At 60.7% G+C, this 25,071-nt stretch carries 18 protein-coding genes; 3 read left to right on the forward strand and 15 right to left on the reverse strand.

The features are described 5' to 3' along the window. Positions 1-87: 87 nt before the first annotated feature. The 12 genes from V6F91_RS00330 to leuC all read right to left on the reverse strand — a co-directional run bounded on the left by V6F91_RS00330 (position 88) and on the right by leuC (position 14,840). Entirely contained in the window at positions 88-759 is a 672-nt protein-coding gene (locus V6F91_RS00330) for an SPOR domain-containing protein (protein ID WP_332761485.1), read from the reverse strand. Continuing rightward, on the reverse strand, positions 743-2,050 hold the full coding sequence (gene folC, locus V6F91_RS00335) for a bifunctional tetrahydrofolate synthase/dihydrofolate synthase (protein WP_332761487.1): 1,308 nt from the start codon (positions 2,048-2,050) through the stop codon (positions 743-745). The genes V6F91_RS00330 and folC overlap by 17 nt, the downstream gene beginning before the upstream one ends. Beyond that, positions 2,047-2,967, reverse strand: a complete 921-nt coding sequence (gene accD / locus V6F91_RS00340) for an acetyl-CoA carboxylase, carboxyltransferase subunit beta (RefSeq protein ID WP_090282652.1) — start codon at positions 2,965-2,967, stop codon at positions 2,047-2,049. Before accD ends, folC begins: the two co-directional genes overlap by 4 nt. Positions 2,968-3,173: 206 nt before the next feature. Then, a complete protein-coding gene (locus V6F91_RS00345) occupies positions 3,174-3,797 on the reverse strand; it encodes a phosphoribosylanthranilate isomerase (protein ID WP_332761496.1) in 624 nt (207 codons plus the stop codon). Between the two features lie 63 nt (positions 3,798-3,860). Further along, positions 3,861-4,685: a tRNA pseudouridine(38-40) synthase TruA gene (gene truA / locus V6F91_RS00350; protein WP_047600206.1), complete on the reverse strand. Its 825-nt coding sequence runs from the start codon at positions 4,683-4,685 to the stop codon at positions 3,861-3,863. Positions 4,686-4,951: 266 nt separating this feature from the next. Continuing rightward, positions 4,952-7,618, reverse strand: a complete 2,667-nt coding sequence (locus V6F91_RS00355) for a FimV/HubP family polar landmark protein (protein WP_332761498.1) — start codon at positions 7,616-7,618, stop codon at positions 4,952-4,954. A gap of 209 nt (positions 7,619-7,827) precedes the next feature. Then, positions 7,828-8,838, reverse strand: coding sequence for an aspartate-semialdehyde dehydrogenase (locus V6F91_RS00360; RefSeq protein WP_332761500.1), 1,011 nt, complete (start codon positions 8,836-8,838; stop codon positions 7,828-7,830). 689 nt (positions 8,839-9,527) lie between these two features. Continuing rightward, positions 9,528-10,640 carry an aspartate-semialdehyde dehydrogenase gene (asd, locus tag V6F91_RS00365; RefSeq protein WP_039762046.1) on the reverse strand — a complete coding sequence of 371 codons (1,113 nt, stop codon included), beginning with the start codon at positions 10,638-10,640 and terminating at the stop codon, positions 9,528-9,530. A gap of 66 nt (positions 10,641-10,706) precedes the next feature. Continuing rightward, positions 10,707-11,789: a 3-isopropylmalate dehydrogenase gene (leuB, locus tag V6F91_RS00370; RefSeq protein ID WP_332761502.1), complete on the reverse strand. Its 1,083-nt coding sequence runs from the start codon at positions 11,787-11,789 to the stop codon at positions 10,707-10,709. A 54-nt stretch (positions 11,790-11,843) separates the two neighbouring features. Next, a complete protein-coding gene (locus V6F91_RS00375) occupies positions 11,844-12,611 on the reverse strand; it encodes a class I SAM-dependent methyltransferase (RefSeq protein WP_332761503.1) in 768 nt (255 codons plus the stop codon). A gap of 153 nt (positions 12,612-12,764) precedes the next feature. Beyond that, positions 12,765-13,409 (reverse strand): 3-isopropylmalate dehydratase small subunit, encoded by a 645-nt coding sequence (gene leuD / locus V6F91_RS00380; protein ID WP_025111182.1) that lies wholly within the window; start codon positions 13,407-13,409, stop codon positions 12,765-12,767. 12 nt (positions 13,410-13,421) lie between these two features. Beyond that, a complete protein-coding gene (leuC, locus tag V6F91_RS00385) occupies positions 13,422-14,840 on the reverse strand; it encodes a 3-isopropylmalate dehydratase large subunit (protein ID WP_332762834.1) in 1,419 nt (472 codons plus the stop codon). A 139-nt stretch (positions 14,841-14,979) separates the two neighbouring features. Between leuC and V6F91_RS00390 the strand changes: the two genes are divergently transcribed. The 3 genes from V6F91_RS00390 to V6F91_RS00400 all read left to right on the forward strand — a co-directional run bounded on the left by V6F91_RS00390 (position 14,980) and on the right by V6F91_RS00400 (position 21,003). Next, positions 14,980-15,864 (forward strand): LysR family transcriptional regulator, encoded by an 885-nt coding sequence (locus V6F91_RS00390; RefSeq protein ID WP_332761504.1) that lies wholly within the window; start codon positions 14,980-14,982, stop codon positions 15,862-15,864. A gap of 74 nt (positions 15,865-15,938) precedes the next feature. Beyond that, positions 15,939-19,217, forward strand: a complete 3,279-nt coding sequence (locus tag V6F91_RS00395; RefSeq protein WP_332761505.1) for a PAS domain S-box protein — start codon at positions 15,939-15,941, stop codon at positions 19,215-19,217. Between the two features lie 94 nt (positions 19,218-19,311). Continuing rightward, the gene (locus V6F91_RS00400; protein ID WP_332761507.1) at positions 19,312-21,003 is read left to right on the forward strand and encodes a molecular chaperone HscC; all 1,692 of its coding nucleotides are present in this window, start codon (positions 19,312-19,314) and stop codon (positions 21,001-21,003) included. Here V6F91_RS00400 and V6F91_RS00405 read toward each other — a convergent pair. From V6F91_RS00405 to V6F91_RS00415, 3 genes are all read right to left on the reverse strand, one after another. Next, positions 21,000-23,693, reverse strand: coding sequence for a DUF805 domain-containing protein (locus V6F91_RS00405; RefSeq protein ID WP_332761510.1), 2,694 nt, complete (start codon positions 23,691-23,693; stop codon positions 21,000-21,002). The two genes, V6F91_RS00400 and V6F91_RS00405, sit on opposite strands and share 4 nt — an antisense overlap. Then, positions 23,690-24,385, reverse strand: coding sequence for a DUF1266 domain-containing protein (locus tag V6F91_RS00410; RefSeq protein ID WP_332761512.1), 696 nt, complete (start codon positions 24,383-24,385; stop codon positions 23,690-23,692). Before V6F91_RS00410 ends, V6F91_RS00405 begins: the two co-directional genes overlap by 4 nt. Before the next feature lie 188 nt (positions 24,386-24,573). Continuing rightward, positions 24,574-25,020: an Hsp20 family protein gene (locus tag V6F91_RS00415; protein ID WP_258449800.1), complete on the reverse strand. Its 447-nt coding sequence runs from the start codon at positions 25,018-25,020 to the stop codon at positions 24,574-24,576. Positions 25,021-25,071: the final 51 nt, after the last annotated feature.

Here is a 25,071-nt window from a genome sequence, read left to right on the forward strand (position 1 = left end):
CAGACGGATAAGGCGGCGCATTTTAGCAGAGCGCATGCCTCTCGGTAAGCTGCGATTTTCTGTGCTTTTCAATCGAGGCGATAGTTTTTAACCGCGCTCGGGCTGGAAACGCACAACAAAACCCTTGAGGTTCTGCTGACGGCTGAGCAAATCGCGCAGACGATCGGCTTCGGCGCGCTCGATCAGCGGACCGACGAACACCCGATTCTTGCCGTCGGCGGAACGAATGTAGGCGTTATAGCCCTGACTGCGCAGGTTTTTCTGCAGGCTTTCGGCACTGGCGCGGCTCGACAGACTGGCCAGTTGCACCGACCAGCTCACCGACAGACCGTTGGCATCGACGCGGCTTTGCGCCGGGTCAGGCTTGGTCGACGATGAGGTGATCGGCTGTGCCGGTGCCGGAATCGGCTTGGACACCGCAGGCGGCGCTGCCGGCTTGGCGATTGCGATAGGCGCAGCGGGTGCTGGCGCTGGCGCTGGTGCGGAGGGCGCCGCTGGAGCGGCCGGCGCGGTATCTTCGGCGACTTCTTCGTCGGTGGGCACGGGCTCTTGCGGCAAGGCTTGCGGCTCGGGCACGGCCACCGGTTCCATCTGCACTTGCGGCACGACCGGCGCTTGCGGCGCGGCGGGCGCATCGACCGTCACCTGGCGCTGTTCGTCCTGACGCGAAAACAGCATCGGCAGGAAAATCACCGCCAGCGCTACCAGCACCAGTGCGCCAACCATGCGCTGCTTGTACGCTTTATCCAGCAAAGCCATTTGCCGCTTCCTCCGTGGAGCGCCGGGACAGCCATTCAAGGGCCTCGGCGACACAATAAAATGAGCCGAACAACAGAATCTCGTCGTCAGCGGTCGCCAGCGCGCACTGCCCTTGCAAAGCGGCAGCGACACTGGCGTAAGACGTGACCGAGGCGCCAAGCCCCCGCAACGCTGCGTGCAGCTCCGCAACCGGGCGTGCACGCGGCGAACCCAGCGGCGCCACCGCCCAGTGCTGGACACTAGCATTCAATTCGCCGACAACACCATCCAGATCCTTGTCGGCCAGCAGACCGAACACTGCCAGACGCTTGCCGAGCGGCGGATGCGAAGCCAAACGACGGGCCAGGTATTCAGCGGCATGCGGATTGTGGCCGACATCGAGCAACAGGTTCAGACGCTTGCCCTTCCACTCGAAGGTCCGCCGATCAAGGCGCCCGACTACACGCGTGGCCTGCAATGCAGCCACGATCCGCTGCGCATCCCAGGGTAACCCAAGCAACAGATACGCCTGCAAGGCCAGCGCGGCGTTTTCCATCGGCAGGTCGAGCAGCGGCAAGTCGTGCAGCTCAACCACTTGGCCCTGCGCATCGGTACCGCGCCACTGCCAGTGCTGATCAGTGATACCAAGATCGAAATCACGCCCGCGCAAAAAAAACGGGCACGCCAGTTCACGTGCCTTGTCGAGCAGCGGTTGCGGAGGATTGAGATCGCCACACAAGGCAGGTTTGCCCTGTCGGAAGATACCGGCCTTTTCAAAGGCCACGGATTCGCGGGTGTCACCGAGATAGTCAGCGTGATCGACGCCAATACTGGTCACCAGCGCGATGTCCGCATCGACGACGTTGACCGTATCCAGCCGCCCGCCCAGGCCGACTTCCAGCACCACAGCATCCAGACCGGCCTGTTGAAACAGCCAGAACGCCGCCAGCGTGCCCATTTCGAAGTAAGTCAGGGAAGTGTCGCCGCGCCCGGCCTCGACTGCAGCGAAGGCTTCGCACAATTGCGCATCAGTGGCTTCGACGCCATTGAGCTGCACCCGCTCGTTGTAACGCAGCAGGTGCGGAGAATTGTAGACACCAACGTTCAAGCCCTGCGCACGCAGCAGTGACGCCACGAATGCGCAAGTCGAACCCTTGCCGTTGGTGCCAGTGACCGTGATCACCCGAGGCGCCGGCTGGCCAAGCCCCATGCGGGACGCTACCTGTTGCGAACGCTCCAGCCCCATGTCGATGGCTGAGGGATGCAACTGCTCAAGGTAGGCGAGCCATTCGCCAAGGGTGCGCTCGGTCATAGGCCGGCAGGGACCGGTGGCACGACGATCGGCTCGACGGGCGCAGCGACGAATTTCGGTGTCGGCTTGCCAGTCATTTGCGCCAGCAGGTTGCCCAGACGCGGGCGCAGCTCCTGACGATGGATGATCATGTCGATCGCGCCGTGCTCCAGAAGGAACTCGCTGCGCTGGAAACCTTCCGGCAGTTTTTCCCGCACGGTCTGCTCGATCACACGTGGACCAGCGAAGCCGATCAGGGCTTTCGGCTCACCGACGATGACGTCGCCGAGCATCGCCAGACTGGCGGAAACGCCGCCGTAGACCGGGTCGGTCAGCACCGAGATGAACGGAATGCCTTCTTCGCGCAGGCGCGCCAGCACGGCCGAGGTCTTGGCCATCTGCATCAGCGAGATCAACGCTTCCTGCATGCGCGCACCGCCGGAAGCGGCGAAGCAGATCATCGGGCAACGGTTTTCCAGCGCGTAGTTGGCAGCACGCACAAAGCGCTCACCGACGATAGCGCCCATCGAACCGCCCATGAAATTGAATTCGAAAGCCGAAACCACCACCGGCATGCCCAGCAGCGTGCCGCTGACCGAGATCAGCGCGTCTTTCTCGCCGGTCTGCTTCTGCGCCGCGGTCAGGCGGTCCTTGTACTTCTTGCCGTCGCGGAATTTCAGACGGTCAACCGGCTCCAGATCAGCGCCCAGTTCGTTGCGACCTTCGGCATCGAGGAAAATGTCGATGCGCGCGCGTGCGCCGATGCGCATGTGGTGGTTGCACTTTGGGCAAACATCCAGGGTCTTTTCCAGCTCCGGGCGGTACAGCACAGCCTCGCACGAAGGGCATTTGTGCCACAGACCTTCAGGCACCGAGCTCTTCTTGACCTCCGAGCGCATGATCGAAGGGATCAGTTTGTCTACTAACCAGTTGCTCATGCTTTCTTTCTCCAGTACCGGCGGCCCGAACGCTCTGGTTCGCAGCCCCGCGTATGCCCTTGAGCTAAATTCATGTGTGTGGCGATGATTGCCGCAAGCCACGATCAGTGCGAAAAATGACCTGCGTGCGAAACGACAACCCTCAGCCGCGCCTGCCGTGTGCAGGTGCATTGATGGACGGCGGCAGACTGCCAGCCGTCACATCCTTATGGTGCTTTGCGTACCGCCTCGATGAAGGCTCGAATCTTTGCGTGATCCTTGATGCCCTTGCTCAGCTCCACCCCGCCGCTGACGTCCACCGCGTAAGGCTTTACCCGCGTAACCGCGTCGGCAATGTTCTCGGGAGTCAGCCCGCCCGCCAGAATCAACGGCTTGCTCAGATGCTGCGGAATCAGTGACCAGTCGAACGCCTCCCCGGTTCCACCAGGCACGCCCTCAACGTATGTATCGAGCAGCACGCCACTGGCGCCCGGATAGGCATCACAGGCCGCGGCAATGTCATCGCCCGCCTTGACCCGCAACGCCTTGATGTATGGGCGATGCCAGCCTTCACAGTCTTCGGCGGCTTCGTCACCATGGAACTGCAGCAGGTCCAGCGGCACCGCATCGAGGATTTCCCCCAATTCGCAACGGCTGGCGTTGACAAACAGGCCGACCGTGGTAACGAATGGAGGCAGCGCCTTGATGATCGCCCGCGCCTGCTGCACGCTGACCGCCCGCGGACTCTTGGCGTAGAACACCAGCCCGATGGCATCCGCGCCGGCTTCAACCGCGGCGAGCGCATCTTCGATGCGGGTAATCCCGCAAATCTTGCTGCGAACGGCTGACATGTGGAAAAACTCCGAGGCTAAATCCGGGAAAGTCCCGGATGGTAACAAAAGCGCTCGAGGGCGTCAGCCGTCAAGTTCGGAGAAACCCGTAAGGAAATGTGGCCCGATGAAACGTTCCGGCAGCGGGAATTCATCGTGGTATTCGACTTGCACCAGATACAGACCGTAAGGATGCGCGGTCACCCCGCCGGAGCGGCGTTCGCGGCTTTCCAGTACTTCTTTCATCCACTCCACCGGACGCTCGCCAGCACCGATGGTCATCAGCACACCAGCAATATTGCGCACCATATGATGCAGAAAGGCATTGGCGCGAATATCCAGCACGATCATTTTGCCGTGCCGGGTCACACGCAGGTGATGCATCTTCTTGATCGGTGACTTGGCCTGACACTGGCCGGCGCGAAACGCACTGAAATCGTGGGTGCCAATCAGGTACTGCGCGGCTTCGGCCATGCGTTCGACGTCCAGCGGACGGTGATTCCAGGTGATTTCTTCGTTGAGATGCGCCGGGCGGATCTGGTCGTTGTAGATCACATAACGATAGCGCCGGGCGATCGCTTTGAAGCGCGCGTGAAAGTGCGCCGGCATCACCCGCGCCCAACTGACGCTGATGTCATGGGGCAGATTGATGTTGGCACCCATGACCCATGCCTTCAGCGAGCGATCTACCTGAGTGTCGAAATGCACCACTTGCCCGCAGGCATGCACGCCGGCGTCGGTACGCCCGGCGCACTGCAGGGAAACCGGCGAATTGGCAACTTTCGACAAGGCCTTTTCAAGTTCTTCCTGCACCGTAGCGACACCCGTCAGTTGCCGCTGCCAGCCGCTGTAGCGCGAACCTTTGTACTCGACGCCCAGCGCGACGCGGTAAAAGCCGTCGGGGGCCATTTCGGCGACCGGGTTATCTATGTTTGCCAAGGTGGGACAGCCTGCTGTGTTTACAAAGGCGGGCATTATAAGGCGGCGGTTCAGGGATGCCAGAGTTCTCTATCGGTAGCTCCGGCCTCTTCGCGAGCAAGCTCGCTCCCACAGGGGAATGCATTCCAAATGTAGGAGTGAGCCTGCTCGCGATAGCAATAGCCCTGACAACAGATGTTCGGGCACAAACAAAAACGGCAGCCTCAAAGGCTGCCGTTTTCGCTGCAACGCAGAACCTACGCCAGGTTGGAAAGCATGTCCTTGGCCTCGCCCCGCTGGGTTTCATTACCCTCGGTCAACACTTCATTGAGGATGTCGCGCGCGCCGTCGGCATCGCCCATGTCGATGTAGGCCTGAGCGAGATCGAGCTTGGTCGCCGCTTCGTCAGTACCGGCGAGGAAATCGAAATCGTCTTCGCCCAGATCGTCACCCAGCGCCGCATCGGCTTCGGTGAAGGTCGGCTCGGCGATGCTTTGCGACAGGCGATCAAGTTCGGCGTTGACATCGTCCAGCTCGGTGGTGAACGCGTTCGGCTCGGTGGCCGGATTGCTGTCCATTTCGTCAGCCAGCGACAGATCGAAATCGGCCGGCAGCTCAAGATCGTCCTGCGGCAAGTCGGCCACCACCGGCGCCTCGACTGGCGGCAGATCCTTCACACCCTCGTCCAGATCAAGCAGGAACTCGTCTTCAGCCAGGGTTGCAGGTGACGGCTCGGCGCCGAGATCCATATCAAGGTCGAAGTCCGACAGATCGTCCAGATTCTCTTTCACTTCGGTCTGCTGTTGCAGCACCGATTCGAAACTCAGTTCATCGTCGGCTGGAAACGCATCCAGCTCGACCGGCGCTTCAGGCTCGACCACTGGCGCGGACTCAACCGGGGTGATGTTGTCAAGATCGTCCAGGCTCAGGTCGAATGCACTGTCCAGGTCATCTTCAGCAGGCGCAGGCGCTTCAGGCTCGTCCAGCAGCAGGTCCTTGACGTATTGCGCGTCCAGCTCGGCGGCGACCGCCGCAGCGGCCAGACCGCCCGCAGCCACCAAGGCCATCGCCGGGAAGCGGCTTTTCAGCGCTTCAACTTTGGCGAAGTTGTCGCCGTTGGCCACCAGTTGCCGCTCTTGCGCGACGAACGCGTCGCGATCGCCCTGCTGACCGTAGACCTCCATCAGCTTCAGACGCAGGTCACTGCGCTCCGGCTCAAGGCTGACGCCCTCCTCCAGCAGCGCGGCGGCCTGGTTCAGGCGACCGGCATTGATATGCGACTGGGCCTTGTCGAGGACATCATCGGAGCGATCCGCGGCCGGCGCGACCAGCGGCGCGGCAATCGGCTCGGCCATGACCACCGGCGCCACAATCGGTGCGGGAATTGGCGCGGGCGCAGGTGCCGGAGTATTGAGCTTGACGCTCGCTGCCGGGGTTTCCAAGCCTTCGAAGCTGCTTTCCGGCAGATCCTGTTCGGCGGAGAACTCCTGCTCTTCAGCCAGCGCACGAGCCATGCGCACATGCTTCTCGGCTTCCTGCTGAGCTTTGCGGCGACGGGCCAGCAGCAACAGCAGAAGCAGTAGCACTACCGCACCGCCGCCGATCAGCCCCAACAGGATCGGATTGGTCAGCAGTTCATTGAAGGTCTTGTCGTTGTCAGCGCTCGGGGTGGTTTCGACAACCGGCTCGACCACTGGCTCAACCGGCGTTTCAGTCGGTGGCGCGATGGCCGATTCCGGGGTTGGCGAGGCCGAGGCAGCGTCAGCCGGAGTGGCTGGCGGTGTCGCCGCCAATTCAGCGGTGATTGCCGGTACCGGCGGCACCGCGCCATTAACCCCAGGCGCAGCGCCAGGAGCAGCAACAGCGCCGTCGGCCTGCATCTTCGCCAGTTGATTGTTCTTCAGCTCGATCAGCTTTTGCAGTTTGTCCAACTGGCTTTGCAGATCGGCCATGCGGCTTTTCAGTTCCTCATTGTCACGACGGGTCGTGTCGAGGTTTTCCTGAGTGATTGCCAGTTTGTTGCTCAGTGCCTGAGCGTCGCCGGCCGGGCCCTTGCGGCCAGCCTTGGCGCTTTCGGCGGAGACCAGGCTGAGGTTGTCCTGCGCATTCGGCGCAGCGCCGGTATTGCCGCGACCACGATTGGTAGCGTCGAGTTGTTGCTGACCGCTACCCGGCTTGGCCACATAACGCCGGCCCTGACGCCAGGCTTCGTTCTGCGCCGCGACTTCAGCGATGGCTGCAGACTGCGGCAACGCCGTGCTTTGTACAGGGTCTGGCAGACGCAGTACCTGGCCGGTTTTCAGGCGGTTGATGTTGCCACCGATAAACGCATCCGGGTTCAGGGCTTGAATGGCCAGCATGGTTTGCTGCACCGAGCCGCCATTGCGCGCCTTCGCGGCGATTTCCCAGAGGGTATCGCGTGGCGTGGTGGTGTATTGCCCGCGGTGCGTGGCGCCCGTGGTCGGTGCCGCGATGGTTTGCGACGGCGCCGGCTGGGCTGCAGCGTCAGCGGTCTGCGGCGAGAATTTCGATGGATCCAGCAACACGCTGTAATCGCGCAGCAAGCGGCCGTTCGGCCACATCACCTGCACGAGGAATTTCACCATCGGTTCCGACAGCGGTTTGCTCGAAGTCACCCGCAAAACGCTTTTGCCGCTGGCGTTGAGCACCGGGGTGAATGTCAGATCATTGAGGAAAGCCTGGCGGTCAACGCCGGCCTTGGCGAAATCTTCAGGTGACGCCAGGCTCGGCACCACTTCTGCCGCGGTCAGATCCTTGACATCGAGCAGCTCGATTTCAGCCACCAGCGGCTGGTTCAGGGTCGACTTCAGGGTCAGCTCCCCGAGCCCGAGGGCATGCGCCATACCGGAGGACAGCGCCGAGGCGGCCGCTATTGCTAACACCAGTTTGCGAACTTGAACCATAGCCTCATCCTTTGTTTGAACGTTCCTCGGCCAGCGAGAAGCTTTTGAATAGCGCTGCCGTAAGGCATTGCGCGCGACGACGACAGATGTCGCGCGCGATCATTTCTTTGATGCCCCGGAAAGTCCCGGAGGGCTGACACGTCATCGACGTTTCGGATCAAGCATAGCGCTGACCTAGAATCAGTCGACAAATTGTTGCCAAGTATCTTTTACAGCAGGTCTTTTATCAACAATTCAGCCACCTGCACAGCATTGAGCGCTGCACCTTTGCGTACGTTATCTGACGTCAGCCACAGATTTAGTTCCGCCGGATCGTCGACACCGAGGCGTACGCGACCGACATACACCACATCCTGCCCCACCGCGTCGCCGACGGCGGTCGGGTAATCGCCAGCCTCGACCAGTTCGATGCCCGGCGCCGCTTCCAGCGCAGCGTTGACCTTTTCCAGGTCGACAGCCCGTGCAGATTGCAAGGTCACGCTAAAGCTATCGCCAAAAAACACCGGGGCTTGAACGCAAGTTGCGGAAATCTTTAGCGAAGGCTGCGCAAGCACCTGACGCAACTCGCGCACCAGACGCTTTTCCAGCAGCGTGTGGCCCTGCGCATCAGGCGTACCGACCTGAGCCAGCAAGTTGAACGCCATCTGCCGATCGAAGAAGGTCGGCTCAAGCGGACGCATGTTCAACAGCTCGGCGGTCTGCCGCGCCAGCTCGGCCACGGCTTCGCGACCTTGCGCGGAAACCGCCAGATTGGCGGTGACATTGACGTATTGCAGATCGAGCAGATCACGCAATGGCGCCAGCACCACGGCAAGCGACGTGGCCGAAGGGCTTGGGCTGCTGACCTGGAACGGCGCGCTCAGCGTGGCGAGCAGCTCGACATTGGCCTCCGGCACCACTTGCGGCGCCTGATCGGCCGGCAAGGCACCAGACAGGTCGATCAACGTACAACCAGCGGCATGCGCACGGGCCGCGTAGCTCAGCGAGACCGCTGCGCCAGCGGCGAAAAACACCAGTTTGACCTTGCTGAAATCGAATTCGTCGACTTCACGCACGCGTACGTTCTTATTGCGAAACAGCACCGAGCTGCCAGCCGATTCACTGCTGGCCAGCAGGTGCAGATTGCCAACGGGAAAGTCGCGCTCTTCAAGGATTTGCACGAGGGTTTCGCCGACAGTACCGGTGGCGCCGATCACGGCAATATCTAAGGTCTGGGTCATGCTGCGAGCCTCTGGTGAAACGGGGGGAGCGGCACTTTACCGGGTGGCTGGCGTGCAGGCAATTTCTGCCAGCGATCGCTCAGGCAAATGCCTGACTCAGTCCGAAAATCAAAAGCCCCTCACCCTAACCCTCTCCCCGAGGGAGAGGGGACTGACCGTGGTGGATGCAAGAGCAACACAGACCTGAAATACCGAGTCGAACACAAATTCTGAAAAGCCCAAAGATCGGCTCCCTCTCCTCCGGGAGAGGGCTGGGGTGAGGGGCGAATCCACCGAAAATTTCAAGCCATGCGGCGCTTCTAACCACTCAACAATGAGCGCCAGCTCGAGTGCTTTTGATCTTGATCCACCGGCGACATCGGAAGGCTGAGTGGAGGGATTGATCCGGGCGTGGGAGCGCAGCGACCGTCTGGCGCAGCCAGACACAGCGGAAGGAGGTGCAGCGAAGCAAACCGTAGCCGCTGCGCCCGGATCAATCCCGCAACGAAGGGACCCGAGCCTGCGAGGGCCGTACGTAGGAGCAAGCGTTTTTTGCTTACTTTTTTTGGCGTTTGAAAAAAAGTGAGTCGCCGTAAGGGCGAAACCATAAGAAGCCGTTACCGCAGCAACGGATATGTACTCCCCCAACCACCCGACAAAAAAAAACCGCACCTCACAAAAGGCGCGGGTTTCTTCATCACATCAACCAATCAACGCTCAAGCAAAATCCGCAGCATGCGACGCAACGGTTCCGCCGCACCCCACAACAACTGATCGCCCACGGTAAACGCACCGACAAACTGCGACCCCATGTTCAGCTTGCGCAGACGGCCAACCGGAACATTCAGGGTGCCGGTGACCTTGGTCGGACTCAGCTCCTGCATGCTGATCTCACGGTTGTTCGGCACCAGCTTGACCCAAGGGTTGTGCTGACTGATCAGCCCTTCGATATCAGCGATCGGCACGTCCTTGTTGAGCTTGATGGTCAGCGCCTGGCTGTGGCAACGCATGGCGCCGATGCGCACGCAGATACCGTCGACCGGGATCGGGCTCTTGAAGCGACCGAGAATCTTGTTGGTCTCGGCCTGGGCCTTCCACTCTTCGCGACTCTGGCCGTTCGGCAGTTCCTTGTCGATCCACGGGATCAGGCTGCCGGCCAGCGGAACGCCGAAGTTCTCGGTCGGATACGCTTCGCTGCGCATGGCATCGGCCACGCGACGGTCGATGTCGAGGATCGCGCTGGCCGGGTCGGCCAGTTGATCGGCGACAGCGGCGTGGGTCGCGCCCATCTGCTTGATCAGTTCCCGCATGTTCTGCGCGCCGGCCCCGGAGGCCGCCTGATAAGTCATGGCGCTCATCCACTCGACCAGACCGGCTTCGAACAGACCGCCCAGGCCCATCAGCATCAAGCTGACTGTGCAGTTGCCACCGATGTAGTTCTTGGTGCCAGCATCGAGCTGCTGATCGATGACCTTGCGGTTGACCGGGTCGAGAATGATCACCGCGTCATCGTTCATACGCAGGCTCGAGGCTGCGTCGATCCAGTAACCCTGCCAGCCGGCTTCGCGCAGCTTGGGGAACACTTCGCTGGTGTAGTCGCCGCCCTGGCAGGTCAGAATCACGTCGAGGGTCTTCAGCTCGTCAATGCTGTAAGCGTCCTTGAGCGGAGCAATGTCCTTGCCCACGGACGGGCCTTGGCCACCGACATTGGAAGTGGTGAAAAACACCGGCTCGATTAGATCGAAATCCTGCTCTTCCAGCATCCGCTGCATGAGCACGGAACCGACCATCCCGCGCCAACCGATCAGACCTACACGTTTCATCGCAACTACACCTTCTTGAAAAGTGGGCCGCTGCTTTGTATTGAATTTCGCAGCGGGCCCGAGAGATTACAGATTCCGCAGCGCGGCGACTACTGCGTCGCCCATTTGCTGCGTACCGACTTTTGTACAACCGGCCGAATAAATATCGCCGGTGCGCAAGCCCTCATCGAGCACGACGCTGACGGCTTTCTCGATGGCATCGGCGGCGTCGTGCAGATTGAAGCTGTAACGCAGCATCATCGACACCGAGAGGATGGTCGCCAACGGGTTGGCAATGCCTTGGCCGGCGATGTCCGGTGCGGAACCGTGGCAAGGCTCGTACATGCCCTTGTTGTTGGAGTCCAGCGAGGCGGACGGCAGCATGCCGATCGAACCAGTGAGCATCGACGCTTCGTCGGACAGAATGTCGCCGAACATGTTGTCGGTGACGATCACGTCGAACTGCTTCGGTGCGCGCACCAGTTGCATGGCGGCGTTGTCGACGTACATGTGGCTCAGCTCGACTTCTGGATAGTCTTTGGCCACTTGCTCGACCACTTCGCGCCACAGTTGGCTGGACGCCAGCACGTTGGCCTTGTCCACCGAGCACAGCTTCTTGCCACGGACCATGGCCATGTCGAAACCGACGCGGGCGATGCGGCGGATTTCGCTTTCGCTGTACGGCAGGGTGTCGTAGGACTGACGCTCGCCGTTGTCCAGCGTGCGGGTACCGCGCGGCGCGCCGAAGTAGATGCCGCCGGTCAGTTCGCGAACGATCAGGATGTCCAGGCCGGCAACGATCTCCGGCTTCAGGCTCGAAGCGTCAGCCAGTTGCGGGTACAGGATGGCCGGACGCAGGTTGCCGAACAGGCCCAGTTGCGCACGAATTTTCAACAGACCGCGCTCAGGACGGATATCGCGCTCGATGGTGTCCCATTTCGGCCCACCGACAGCGCCGAGCAGCACGGCATCGGCAGCGCGGGCGCGGTCGAGGGTCTCGTCGGCCAGCGGCACGCCATGTTTGTCGATGGCCGCGCCACCGATGACGTCGTGGCTCAGTTCGAAGCCCAGGCTGTACTTGTCGTTAGCCAGCTCCAGCACCTTGACCGCTTCGGCCATGATTTCCGGACCAATACCGTCACCTGGGAGAATCAGAATCTGCTTGCTCATGTTTTCCTCGTGTCTTCAATCGGTGCGCCTTCACCGGCGCGCCCGGAAAAATGCTTATCGCTCGGCCATCAATACGATTACATCGGTACTGAAGGAGCCGTCGGCCTCAATCTCGAAATATTCGCGCACTTCGTTGCCCATCGACTGCTGCAACTGAACAATCGCCGCACGCATCACCTCGGGCGTGCGCATGCGCTCAACCCAACTGGTGTACTCCAAGCGCAGGCGCTGACGCGTGGTACTGCGCACATGCAACCCGGCCTCACTGACCTGGCGCAGCCACTCGGCGGCGGAATAATCGCGCACATGACTGGTGTCACGCAGCACTTCGACGCTTTGCAGGTAAGTGTCAAACAGCGGGCTGCCCGGTGACAACACGTCCACGAAGGCTGCGACGCCGCCCGGCTTCAGCACCCGGCGTACCTCGCGCAGGGCCACACCAAGATCGCTCCAGTGATGCGCTGAATAACGGCTGAATACAAAGTCGAACTCGCCATCGGCGAACGGCAGACGCTCGGCGGCACCGTTGACCGTGGAAATATTGCCAATGCCGCGCTCGGCCGCAGCGGCGGTGACCACGTCGAGCATCTGCTGCGACAGGTCATAGGCCATCACTTCGCTGACCAGCGGTGCGACATGAAAACTCACATGACCGGCGCCGCAACCAAGATCGAGCACCCGGGCCCCGCTCTGCCCGGCCAGCTCGGCTTGCAGCAGGGCGAATTCGCTGCCCTGCGCATGAACGGCGCTGCTCAGGTAAGCGGCGGCCTGTTCGCCGAATTGCTTCTGGACGACCTGGGTGTGCTGGGCGGTACTGGTCATGGTCACATCCTGTATCTGTGTTGTTTGAGCTACCGTCTTCGCGAGCAGGTCGAATCGTCGCACCGTCGCTCCCATATTTGAAATGCATTCCCCTGTGGGAGCGAGCCTGCTCGCGAAGAGGCCGGCCCTGACTACATCAATCTCGAATCCTGCTCAGGCGTCGCGGAACAACCACGGCTGGCTAACTCGATGCTTGGCTTCGAACGTCGCAATCGCATCGCCGTCCTGCAGGGTCAGGCCGATATCGTCCAGACCGTTCAACAGGCAATGCTTGCGAAACGCATCGATCTCAAAACGGTACACCTTGCCATCAGGGCGGGTCACGGTTTGCGCTTGCAGGTCGACCTGCAATTGATAACCCGGCTCGGCCTCAACCTGCTTAAACAATTCATCGACTTCAGCATCGCTGAGGATGATCGGCAGCAAGCCGTTCTTGAAACTGTTGTTGAAGAAAATGTCGGCGTAGCTCGGCGCGATGATGCTGCGGAAACCGTACTCTTCCAGCGCCCACGGCGCGTGCTCACGGCTGGAGCCACAACCGAAGTTCTCGCGGGCGAGCAACACGCTGGCGCCCTGATAACGCTCGGCGTTGAGCACGAAATCCTTGTTCAACGGGCGCTTGGAGTTGTCCTGGTACGGCTGGCCAACGTCCAGATAACGCCACTCGTCGAACAGGTTCGGACCGAAACCGGTGCGCTTGATCGACTTCAGGAACTGCTTGGGAATGATCTGATCGGTGTCGACGTTGGCACGATCCAGAGGCGCGACAAGACCAGTGTGCTGGGTAAAAGCTTTCATGCTGCGCTCCTTTTAGATCAATTCACGAACGTCGATGAAACGACCGTTCACCGCTGCGGCCGCGGCCATGGCCGGGCTGACCAGATGGGTACGGCCTCCGGCGCCCTGACGGCCTTCGAAGTTGCGGTTGGACGTCGAGGCGCAATGCTCGCCGGACTCCAAACGGTCCGGGTTCATCGCCAGGCACATCGAGCAACCCGGCTCACGCCATTCGAAACCGGCTTCGAGGAAAATCTTGTCCAGACCTTCGGCTTCCGCCTGCGCCTTGACCAGACCCGAGCCCGGCACCACGATCGCCTGCTTGATGGTCGACGCCACCTTGCGGCCCTTGGCGATCACAGCTGCAGCGCGCAAGTCTTCGATCCGCGAGTTGGTGCAGGACCCGATGAACACGCGATCCAATTGAATGTCGGTGATCGCCTGATTGGCGGTCAAACCCATGTATTTCAGGGCACGGACGATCGAGTCGCGTTTGACCAGATCCATCTCTTTGGCCGGGTCCGGCACGTTCTGATCAACGGCCAAAACCATTTCCGGCGACGTACCCCAGCTGACTTGCGGCTTGATCTGCGCAGCGTCGAGTTCAACCACGGTGTCGAATTTGGCATCGGCGTCGGAGACCAGGTCTTTCCAGGCTTCGACGGCCATGTCCCATTCCGCGCCTTTCGGTGCAAACGGACGGCCCTCCACGTAATCGATGGTTTTCTGGTCCGCCGCCACCAGCCCCACGCGGGCGCCGGCTTCGATGGACATGTTGCAAATGGTCATGCGACCTTCGACGGACAGATCGCGGATCGCGCTGCCGGCGAATTCGATCGCATGGCCGTTGCCGCCGGCGGTGCCGATCTTGCCGATCACCGCGAGGACGATGTCCTTGGCGGTGACGCCGAATGGCAATTGCCCTTCGACGCGCACCAGCATGTTTTTCATTTTCTTGGCGACCAGGCACTGGGTGGCGAGCACGTGCTCGACCTCGGAAGTGCCGATGCCGTGAGCCAACGCGCCGAAGGCACCGTGGGTCGAGGTGTGCGAGTCGCCGCAGACCACGGTCATGCCCGGCAAGGTCGCGCCCTGCTCCGGGCTGATGACATGGACGATGCCTTGGCGCACGTCGTTCATCTTGAACTCGACGATGCCGTATTCATCACAGTTGTCATCGAGGGTCTGCACCTGCAAACGCGAGACCTGGTCGGCAATGGCTGCGATGCCGCCCTTGCGTTCCGGGGTGGTCGGTACGTTGTGGTCCGGGGTCGCAATGTTGGCATCGATGCGCCACGGCTTGCGCCCGGCCAGACGCAGGCCTTCGAAGGCTTGCGGCGAGGTCACTTCATGAATGATGTGACGGTCGATGTAGATCAGCGCAGAGCCATCGTCGCGCTGCTTGACCAAATGCGAATCCCAGAGCTTGTCGTACAGCGTTTTGCCGGCCATCAGACGGTTCCTCATCAGCTTGTTTCTATGCCCTGGGTTTATCAATAACCCTTTGGCTTGTGAGGCCGATCCTATGGGGTTAGATTAAATAACTCAAATTCATATTTTTCATGCTTTGGATAACCGACTGGAATACTGAATGGATCTGGCCAACCTCAATGCTTTTATCGCCATTGCCGAGACCGGCAGCTTCTCCGGTGCCGGTGAGCGCCTGCACCTGACCCAACCAGCGATCAGCAAGCGCATCGCCGGGCTGGAGCAGCAACTGAAGGTGCGCCTGTTCGACCGTTTGGGCCGTGAAGTCGGCCTGACCGAGGCCGGCCGCGCCCTGCTGCCGCGGGCTTACCAGATTCTCAACGTGCTGGATGACACCCGCCGCGCCCTGACCAACCTGACCGGCGAAGTCAGCGGTCGCCTGACGCTGGCCACCAGTCATCACATTGGCCTGCACCGTTTGCCGCCCTTATTGAGGGAATTCACCCGCCGCTACCCACAGGTCGCGCTGGATATTCAGTTCCTCGATTCGGAAGTGGCCTACGAAGAGATTCTCCACGGCCGCGCTGAACTGGCAGTGATCACACTGGCGCCGGAGCCTCACGCGCTGGTCAAGGCCACGCCAGTTTGGGACGACCCGCTGGATTTCGTGGTCGCCCCGGAGCACTCGCTGATCAATAACGGCGCCGTCAGTCTGATCGACATTGCCGGCCATCCGGCGGTATTCCCTGGCGGCAACACCTTTACCCACCACATCGTCCAGCGTTTATTCGAGGCCCAGGGCCTGACGCCAAACATCGCCATGAGCACCAACTATCTGGAAACCATAAAAATGATGGTCTCGATCGGCCTGGCCTGGAGCGTGTTGCCACGCACCATGCTCGATGAGCAAGTGGCAAGCATCGCATTGCCGGGCATACAGCTCAGTCGCCAGCTAGGCTATATCCTGCACACCGAACGGACGCTCTCGAATGCGGCAAGAGCCTTCATGGCCTTGCTGGATGCACAAATCGATCTGCCAGGGAATTGAGGCCGACTTGTGCTACTCCTGTAGAGCCGCGATTGCTGTGCCTAACGCCACCATCCGCTCAAGGCCTGTCCACAATGCCGAAATCTGTTGACCGAACTCCGCCGATGCCGCGTATCCAGGCGATTGATCCGCGTCATTCCGAGCAGAGCTGGGAAAGCGCGCCGCAATTGCTGGCGGCGCTCAACGGCGCCCGGCTCGGCGCCTGGTACTGGGACATCGAGCGCGGGCAGATCAGTTGGTCGCGCGGCACCCAGGCCTTGTTCGGCTTCGATCCACGGCAGCCGCTGCCCGAAGATCTGGAATATCTCGATTTGCTGCCACCGGAGGACCGGGCAAAGACCGTACGCGCGTTCCATGCGGTGATCGCCGGCGCGCCCCTGGAGCAGGCGATGCACCACCGCATCCGTTGGCCCGACGGCAGCCTGCACTGGCTGGAGATCAACGGCAGCCTGCTGCCGGACAAAAACGGCCGCCCCCGAATGATCGGGGTGATCCGCGAAATCACCCACCAGCGTCAACGTGAACAGGCGCTCAGTAGTTCGGAGAAACGTTTCGCCACACTTTTCCACCTGTGCCCCAACATGGTGCTGCTGACCCGTCAGGAAGACGGTTTGATCAGCGAGGCCAATCAGTATTTTGAAAGCCTGTTCGGCTGGCCAGTGCAGAATGCCATTGGTCGCACCACCCTCGAACTCGGCCTGTGGGTGCACCCCGAACAACGCGCCGAACTGGTGAAAAAGACCAAGGCCAAAGGCGAACTGATCAGCATGGAAGTGCAGTTTCGCGCGAGCAACGGTCAGGTGCATGACGGCATTCTCAGCGCGCAGAAAGTCGAACTCGAAGGTCAGCCGTACCTGCTCAGCACCTTTCTCGACACCACCGAACGCAAAGCCGCCGAACTGGCCTTGAAAGACAGCCAGGAACGCCTCGACCTGGCGCTGGATTCGGCGCAGCTCGGCACCTGGGACTGGCACATCCCCAGCGGCATGCTTTACGGCTCGGCACGCGCCGCGCAATTGCACGGGCTCGACCCGATACCGTTTCATGAGTCATTCGAAGCGTTTTTCGAGGGTGTGCCCGGTGAAGAACGCGACAGCATGCGCGATGCCTACCGCAGCCTGCGCGAAGGCCCGGCAGGTAATTATCAGCTGACGTATCGGGTACAACTGCCGGACGGCAGCTCGCGTTATCTGGAAAGTCGCGCGCGCCTGTATCGCGATGACAACGGCGCGCCGCTGCGCATGGCCGGCACGCTGCTGGACATCACCGATCAGGTCGAGCGCGAACAACGACTGGTGGCCTCGGAAGAAAAATTCGCCACGCTGTTTCAAGTCAGCCCCGACCCGATCTGCGTCACCCGCCAGGAAACCGGTGAGTTCATCGAGATCAACTCCAGCTTCACCCAGACATTCGGCTGGAGCACGGCTGACGTGATTGGCCACACTGCCGAAGAGATCGGCCTGTGGGACGCCTCGGCAAAAAGCCTGCAACGCATTGAGCGGGTCATTCGCGAGCAGGGCTTGAGCAACGTCGCGATCATCGTCCAGCACAAGGATGGCCAGTCGCTGACCTGTGTGATTTCCAGTCGGCAGATCAGCGTCGGCGATCAGCCGTGCATCGTCACCACCCTGCGCGATATCACCCAACAACAACGCTCGGAAGCGGCGCTGAAGGCCAGCGAAGAGAAGTTTGCCAAGGCGTTTCACTCCAGCCCTGATGCGATCACTATCACGGAGCGCGACACCGGTCGTTATCTGGAAGTCAACGATGGTTTCTGCCGTCTGACCGGTTATCGCGCCGACGAAGTGGTGGGCAAAACCGTGTATCAGGTCGGCATCTGGGCCGAGGAAAAGCAGCGTTCAGCGCTGCTCGCCGAGTTGCAGATCAAAGGGCGCGTGCATCATCAGGAAATGCTCGGGCGTAACAAGCGCGGGGAATTGCTGACCGTCGAGGTTTCGGTCGAGCCGATCACGCTCAACGAAACCGCCTGCCTGCTGCTGACCGCACGAGACGTCAGCCTGCTGAAAAACGCCGAAGCGCAGATCCGCCATCTGGCCTATCACGACCCACTGACCAACCTGCCCAACCGCGCCTTGCTGATGGACCGGCTGAGCCAGCAGATCGCCCTGCTCAAGCGCCATAACCTGCGCGGCGCCCTGCTGTTTCTCGATCTTGATCACTTCAAGCACATCAATGACTCGCTCGGCCATCCGGTCGGCGACACCGTGCTGAAGATCATCACCGCGCGGCTCGAAGCCAGCGTGCGGATGGAGGACACCGTGGCGCGCCTGGGTGGCGACGAATTCGTCGTGCTGCTCAGCGGCCTCGAAGGCTCGCGCAGTGAAGTCAGCGAGCAGGTGCGCGCGCTGGCCGACACCATTCGCGAACTGCTTTCCGAGCCGATGTTTCTCGACGGCCAGCGCCTGCAAGTGACGCCGAGCATCGGCGTGGCGCTGATTCCCGATCACGGCTCAACGCCGACCGACCTGCTCAAACGCGCCGACATTGCCCTGTATCGGGCCAAGGATTCGGGGCGCAACACCACGCAGATGTATCACAACACCATGCAGAAAGCCGCGAGCGAACGGCTGCGCATGGAGACCGATCTGCGTCTGGCGCTGTCACGTGGCGAGTTCAATGTGCACTTTCAGCCGCAGGTCGATGCGCGCGACAACCGCATCATCGGCGCCGAAGCCCTTGTACGCTGGAACCACCCGCAGCTGGGTGCGCAATCGCCTGCCGAGTTCATCAAGGTTCTGGAGGACAGCGGGCTGATTCTCGAAGTCGGCACCTGGATTCTCGACGAAGCCTGCAATGCCTTCAAACAACTGATCGCGCTGCACCTCGTCGACCCGCTCGCTTTCAGCCTGTGCGTGAACATCAGCCCACGGCAGTTCCGCCAGAACGATTTCGTCGAACGGATCGAACACAGCATGACCAGCCACGGTCTGCCCTGCTCGCTGCTGAAACTGGAAATCACCGAGGGCATCGTCATCCAGAATCTGGAAGACACCATCGGCAAAATGCGCCGCTTGAAAAAGCTCGGCGTCAGTTTTGCCATGGACGATTTCGGCACCGGCTATTCATCGCTCACTTATCTGAAACGCTTGCCGGTGGACACGCTGAAAATCGATCAGTCATTCATCCGCGACGCGACCTCCGACCCGAACGATGCCGAGATCATCCGCGCGATTGTCGCGATGGCACGCAGTCTGGAGCTGGAGGTGATTGCCGAAGGCGTGGAAACGCCGGAGCAGTTGGCGTTTTTGCAGGGGTTGGGCTGTCATTTGTATCAGGGGTATCTGCACAGTCGACCGGTGGCGTTAGAGGATCTGAAAAAACTGCTGCCCTGAATCGGCGGCCGCACAGCCTGGCAACAGAGCAATAATTGCCACGGTTTGCGTCAGCCTGTAGGGTCGCGTTTTTTGCGCCGCTTCGAGATCAACCATGCAGGATGCATCCCTTCCCCGCCCGGCCCTGCTGGGCATCGACCTTGGCACCACCAACAGCCTGATCGCCGTCTGGCGTGAAGGCCGCGCCGAACTGATCCCCAACGCCCTCGGCGATGTGCTGACACCGTCGGTGGTCAGCCTTGATGAAGACGAGACGATTCTGGTTGGCAAAGCCGCCCGCGCCCGCCTGACCACGCACCCGGAACGCACTGCCGCCGCGTTCAAGCGCTTCATGGGCAGCGACAGGCAAATCCGCCTCGGCGCTCGCCTCTTCAGCCCCGAAGAGTTGTCGGCGCTGGTGCTCGGCTCGCTCAAGCAAGACGCGGAGGCCTTCCTCGGCCACGCGGTCTCGGAGGCGGTCATTTCGGTCCCGGCGTATTTCAGTGACGAGCAGCGCAAGCGCACCTTGTTTGCCGCCGAACTGGCGGGGCTGTCTGTGACCCGCCTGATCAATGAACCGACCGCGGCCGCCATGGCGTACGGGCTGCACGAGCAGAAGTTCGAACGCACGCTGATTTTCGATCTGGGTGGCGGCACCTTCGACGTCACAGTACTGGAATATGCGTTGCCGCTGATCGAAGTGCACGCCTCCACCGGCGACAATTTTCTCGGTGGCGAAGACTTCACTGCCGCCCTGCTGCAGGCCTGCCTCAAGCACTGGCAACTGGACGCAACGCAAATCGATGCGCAAGCCATGGCCAGCCTCGGTGATGCGCTGGAACAACTCAAGCGCACGCTCGGCGAAGGCACCCAACAGTTAAGCTGGCGCCAGGCCGAGCAGACATTCGAATGGGCGCTGGACGAAGCCGCTGCCGTAAAGATCTGGGAACCACTGCTCGCGCGCTTGCGCGCACCGATCGAACAGGCCCTGCGCGATGCCCGGCTAAAACCGCGCGACCTCGACAGCCTGGTCCTGGTCGGCGGTGCAACGCGCATGCCGGCAGTGCAGCAAATGGTCGCCACGCTTTTCGGGCGTCTGCCTTACCGGCATCTCGATCCGGACACCATCGTCGCGCTGGGCGCGGCGACGCAGGCAGCGTGCAAGGCGCGCGACGGTGCGGTCGAGGAGCTGATTCTGACGGATGTCTGTCCTTATACGCTGGGGATTGAAACCCTGCGCGGCAAAGGCATCGAAGGCGCTTTTTCGCCAATCATCGAACGCAACACCATTATTCCGACCTCTAGAGTCGAGCGTTACTACACCGCTCATCCACGGCAAGGGTTGATCCGGATTGCGGTTTACCAAGGTGAGCGCCCATGGGTACGCGACAACATTCTGATCGATGCCTTCGATGTCACCTTGCAGCCCAGCGAAGACATACAAGCGCTGGACGTGCGCTTCAGCTATGACATCAATGGCCTGCTTGAAGTTGACGTCACGCTGCTCAACACAGGCGAACGTCACAGCCACATCATCGACCGCAGCCCCACCGGTCTTGACGAACAGGCCCGGGAGGCCAGCCACGATCGTCTTTCGACGCTAAAAGTGCACCCACGCGACGCTTTGCCCAACCGTACGTTACTGGCGCGGCTGGAGCGAGCATGGATGCAAAGCCTGGGCAGCCAGCGCGAGCAGATCGCCGAATGGTTGCACAGCTTCACCGCAGTGCTCGGCGGCCAGCAATCCGCCGAGATCGCCAGCCAGCGCTCTGCGCTGAATGACGCACTGGATGAGTTGCGTCTTTAGCCATTCAGTCGTCGTAAAGCGGCTTGCAGCCCGCCGGACAACATATCTTCCCCGCTGTCCGGCGGCACGCCGTACCGATTGGGCAACTTGTCTCCAGGAAACCCGAACAGCACCAGCGGCAGGAATGGCAGAAACGGCGACAGCGCAAGAAATAGCAGTAGCGTGGGAATGCCACGGCCCATGTCATGCAACCGGCGCAGCACCGCCGCGAACAACAGTAGAACGCCCAGCAACAAGATGATAATCCCGCCGATCGTCGTGCCCGTTATCAGTCCGGCTATCGGTGCTGCCACGACGCATCCCACGACCTGAGCGATAAAAGCCTTGCGCCCCAACCGCGGTCCGAGGCGCCAGAAAGCCTTCGCCGATACGGGCTGAACATTACTGTTGGCCAGCAATAAACGCTCCGACCAGGACAGCAACGCACACAGGGCCAGGCGCATGCCCACGCTGTTCTCAACGTCATCCTTGCCCTGCTGCAACTGGCGCAATACTCGCGTTTTTGGCACACCCGCAGCGCCGTAGCGAATCAAGCTTTTCAGCGCCTCCAGCGCCTCGTAGGTCAACAGTTTGTCGACACCGAAGTCTGCCAATACCTTGCGCGGCGGCCACACCGGTTCGCCCTTGATCAGACCATCACGAAAGCCTTCGAACCAGTCGTCCTCACACGTGACCGCTGCGATCGATTGCAACAATGCCCGGTGTTGCTCCGCGCTCAGGCTTGGGTCGTGATAGAGCACGCCCCAGAACATCAACAAGCCCAGCAGATCGTCGCCGCAGGCGGCACGGTCGCTTTCGACGCAGGTGTAAAGCAGGCTATTGGCCGGCAACCGCACACTGTCGAGTGCCTGCTGCACGCTGAACAATCGCTGCATCAGCAAGCCGTGTACGGGATCATCTCCCTGCAACCAGCCCAGCAAACCGGCGCAATTGCCCTGCTCACGCAGCAAGCGCCGCAACAATGGCTGCAGCCTGTTCAAGGGGTGAGCAGGATTGAACGGCAAACGCTCCAGACACTGCGCATCAATCAACTGCAGCCAGCGCTCGGGTTGCTCCAGCAATGCCAGCAGAAACACTGTCTGAGCGTGCCACTCCCATGTGGCCATTCCCAACCCGATCGGCGGCAATCCCGACGTGCGACGATTCAGTTGCAGCATCAGATCGAGTTCTGACAGATCAACACCGTCCTTGACCGCGTTCAGCTCGAACGCTTCGGCCAGTCGCTCCAGCGCGCTGTCGTTGTAAGGCCGCAAGCGGCGCAACCATAGACGACAGACTTTATGCGGCTCGCCCTCTGACAACACGGACGGCAAGCGTCGAGACATCGCTTGCGCATCGGTGAACGCTTTCATCGCCAAGGCAATCGGCGCCCTGCTCAACCAGCGCAAGTGCTGTCCGGCCTGATGTTTGAAGGCGTTGAGAACCAGGCATTCGAGCGCGTCCACCGGCAGCGGATCATCGACAATCTGCTGTAGCAATGCCGAATCTCCTCGATGAAGTGCCCAGGCGTGCCGGTACAGACGCAGCAAACGGCTGTCGTGGTTCTCTCCGAGTAATTGCGCGAGCAAGGGCAGTTCATCACCCGTCATGCGCCAATCGATAAAACTTTGCGCCAATGGATCAAGCTTGAGCTGTCCGACGCCCAGCCACCGAGCCAGCGTCTCCGGTCGTTGCGACGGACTGCCAAATAGCTGGCAGTGATCGCCAAGATCGGCAGACCACGCACAGAAGTCCTCCAGACAGTCGAACGCCTGGATCAGCAGCGGCAGGAAAGTCGGCTGGCGCCTGGCGCAAAGTTCCAGCAGGCGTCCCTCAGCCATCGGATGACGGTGCTCGACCCAGAGCCGCATCCAGCACGGAAATGCCTGGTCATCGAGTCCCAACAAGCTGTATTGACACGCGAGCAGGTAAAGCCAGTCGATGTTATCCGGCGAGGCATGGTGCTGTTCGGCACAACACTGCAAGAACGTCGGCGCCCCCATTCCCGCTTGCGTGAGCTGTACCAGCAAACGTTTGACGTACGCGGCATCATCCGGCAACGGCAAGCAGGTGTGCCGAGTGGCAAAATCGGCGAACTCATGCAGGGGACGGTGGGTGAAGATGTAATCCAGGCTACGGGCGTACCACAGTGATTCGGTCTGCGCGGCTTCTGACCAAGCGCTCATCAGATCCGTGTCGAACGGGTCAGGCGTTGCGATTCGCTCCAGGAAAAATCCCACTTGATGGGCGTCGTCGAACTCCAGATCCAGCAACTGCTGATCCCAAGCCATACGTTTGGCCAACAGGTTCGCGCAGCGGTACGACAAAGGGCCCGCGTCAGCCAGCCGGCGATAAAGAGCCCAACTCAGCTCATCGAGTACTTCCAACGGCTGTTGGTCCAGCTCCCGGACAAATACTTGCCACGCTGCGAAATTGAACCGGCGAGCGGAATCATCAAGCAACTCGCAAAAATCCACGAAGACCTGAGGAATCTCAATGCCTGCCTGCCCGGAGGCTTCGAACGCTGGCTCGAATTTCTCAGTCTCTTCTTCTCGCGCCAGCCGCAAGGCGTGTTCATAGGCTGTGCGCAGCGCTTGAAAGCCTTCAGGGTCGGTTTCAGGGTGATGTGCCGGCAACGACGCACGATAGGCATTGCGGATCAGGCTTTCGTCGGTTGTAGGCTCTATGCCCAGTCGAATCCAGCAACTCATGACCAGTCGAACTCCTCAAGCGATGCCGGACGCGGCAGAGGATCAATGTCCATCTCCCACGGCAGATCGGCGAGAAAATGCGGCATATTCAGCGCCAGACCGCGAGCAATCCTCGTATTGAAGGCGCTGGCACCCTCGCGACTCATTTCGACAGCCACTTCATCATCGCTTTTGCTCAGACAGGTCCAGAAGGTTCGCCCTACCAGAAAGCCGTTGAAGTAAGCCATCCAGCTCGCGTAATGAAACCGTGCCCTGACGGCCAGACGGCTGTGCAACCAGTTGCTCTCGGCGAGATCAATCCAGTGATTGCGCACCGCACAGCGCAACAGAAAGCCCATGCGGCCGTAATCCCATGACAGAATTCCACCGGGGCCGCAGCTGCCGAACGTGCGGCTGGCAAATTCATGGAGAACACGCTCACGCGGGCTCAGATCATCCAGCAACGACTGCCATTCACTCGGCAAACAACGCTGCCACGCCAGATAGGCCGCAGCGAGATGACTGGCATGGCCGTCGTCGGTCATCGCTTCGAGCATGCCGAACAATTGCTGGCGATCATCGATACCCCAACTCTCTTTGAGGTTGATGTATTGATCGTTGCAGAACGCGGGGTCGTCATACCCGGCGCCGGTATTGAGCGCGGCCATGGGTGCGGACAACGCACACAGCCAGCGCTGTTGAATCTCGTCCATGAAAGAAGGCTCCAGGCCGACTGCTGCGAAATGGGAGTCGGCAAAACTGCGCAGATTGTAAAGAGCCCCGACAACAGCAGCAAACGCCGCGTCAGTTTTCCTTCGCCCACAAAAAAGGCCCCGACGTATCGGGGCCTTTTGTTCAGCGGCTTATCGTCTGTTCAGACGATTGTGTTGCTGCACGTTACTCAGTGCTGCAGCGCCGGCTGCTGCGCACCATTGATTGGAATGCGCTTGGCTTTCGCCTCTTCAGGGACCACGCGCAGCAGGTCGATGCTCAGCAGGCCGTTGCTCAGGTCCGCGGCCTTGATTTCGATGTGATCGGCCAGACGGAACGACAGCTTGAACGCACGCTGGGCGATGCCCTGATGCAGGAAGGTCACACCTTCGTTGGCGTCACGCTTGCCACCACTGATGGTCAGCACACCTTTTTCGACCTGCAGTTCCAGGTCTTCTTCCCGGAAACCGGCGGCGGCAACGACGATACGGTATTGGTCATCACCGTGTTTTTCGACGTTGTAAGGTGGGTAGCTGCTGCCTGGCTCGTTGCGCAGGGCGGTTTCGAACAGGTCGTTGAAACGGTCGAAACCTACCGAGGAACGGAACAGTGGCGCGAGAGAAAATGCAGTACTCATGATTCAAATCTCCTGAAAACAATCAGCAAGTTTTTGTGTCTCCGCGACCCG

Source organism: Pseudomonas koreensis, from assembly GCF_036668835.1.
Lineage (GTDB): Bacteria > Pseudomonadota > Gammaproteobacteria > Pseudomonadales > Pseudomonadaceae > Aquipseudomonas > Aquipseudomonas koreensis_I.

Bases quoted from the DNA above. Each gene is read 5' to 3' on its own strand.
- V6F91_RS00390 (WP_332761504.1), top strand. From the start codon at position 14,980: ATGGATCTGGCCAACCTCAATGCTTTTATCGCCATTGCCGAGACCGGC.
- asd (WP_039762046.1), bottom strand. From the start codon at position 10,640: ATGAAACGTGTAGGTCTGATCGGTTGGCGCGGGATGGTCGGTTCCGTG.
- V6F91_RS00360 (WP_332761500.1), bottom strand. From the start codon at position 8,838: ATGACCCAGACCTTAGATATTGCCGTGATCGGCGCCACCGGTACTGTC.
- V6F91_RS00355 (WP_332761498.1), bottom strand. From the start codon at position 7,618: ATGGTTCAAGTTCGCAAACTGGTGTTAGCAATAGCGGCCGCCTCGGCG.
- V6F91_RS00405 (WP_332761510.1), bottom strand. From the start codon at position 23,693: ATGAGTTGCTGGATTCGACTGGGCATAGAGCCTACAACCGACGAAAGC.
- folC (WP_332761487.1), bottom strand. From the start codon at position 2,050: ATGACCGAGCGCACCCTTGGCGAATGGCTCGCCTACCTTGAGCAGTTG.
- V6F91_RS00415 (WP_258449800.1), bottom strand. From the start codon at position 25,020: ATGAGTACTGCATTTTCTCTCGCGCCACTGTTCCGTTCCTCGGTAGGT.
- accD (WP_090282652.1), bottom strand. From the start codon at position 2,967: ATGAGCAACTGGTTAGTAGACAAACTGATCCCTTCGATCATGCGCTCG.
- V6F91_RS00410 (WP_332761512.1), bottom strand. From the start codon at position 24,385: ATGGACGAGATTCAACAGCGCTGGCTGTGTGCGTTGTCCGCACCCATG.
- leuD (WP_025111182.1), bottom strand. From the start codon at position 13,409: ATGAAAGCTTTTACCCAGCACACTGGTCTTGTCGCGCCTCTGGATCGT.
- leuB (WP_332761502.1), bottom strand. From the start codon at position 11,789: ATGAGCAAGCAGATTCTGATTCTCCCAGGTGACGGTATTGGTCCGGAA.
- V6F91_RS00330 (WP_332761485.1), bottom strand. From the start codon at position 759: ATGGCTTTGCTGGATAAAGCGTACAAGCAGCGCATGGTTGGCGCACTG.
- V6F91_RS00375 (WP_332761503.1), bottom strand. From the start codon at position 12,611: ATGACCAGTACCGCCCAGCACACCCAGGTCGTCCAGAAGCAATTCGGC.
- V6F91_RS00395 (WP_332761505.1), top strand. From the start codon at position 15,939: ATGCCGAAATCTGTTGACCGAACTCCGCCGATGCCGCGTATCCAGGCG.
- V6F91_RS00345 (WP_332761496.1), bottom strand. From the start codon at position 3,797: ATGTCAGCCGTTCGCAGCAAGATTTGCGGGATTACCCGCATCGAAGAT.
- leuC (WP_332762834.1), bottom strand. From the start codon at position 14,840: ATGGCCGGCAAAACGCTGTACGACAAGCTCTGGGATTCGCATTTGGTC.
- V6F91_RS00400 (WP_332761507.1), top strand. From the start codon at position 19,312: ATGCAGGATGCATCCCTTCCCCGCCCGGCCCTGCTGGGCATCGACCTT.
- truA (WP_047600206.1), bottom strand. From the start codon at position 4,685: ATGGCCCCCGACGGCTTTTACCGCGTCGCGCTGGGCGTCGAGTACAAA.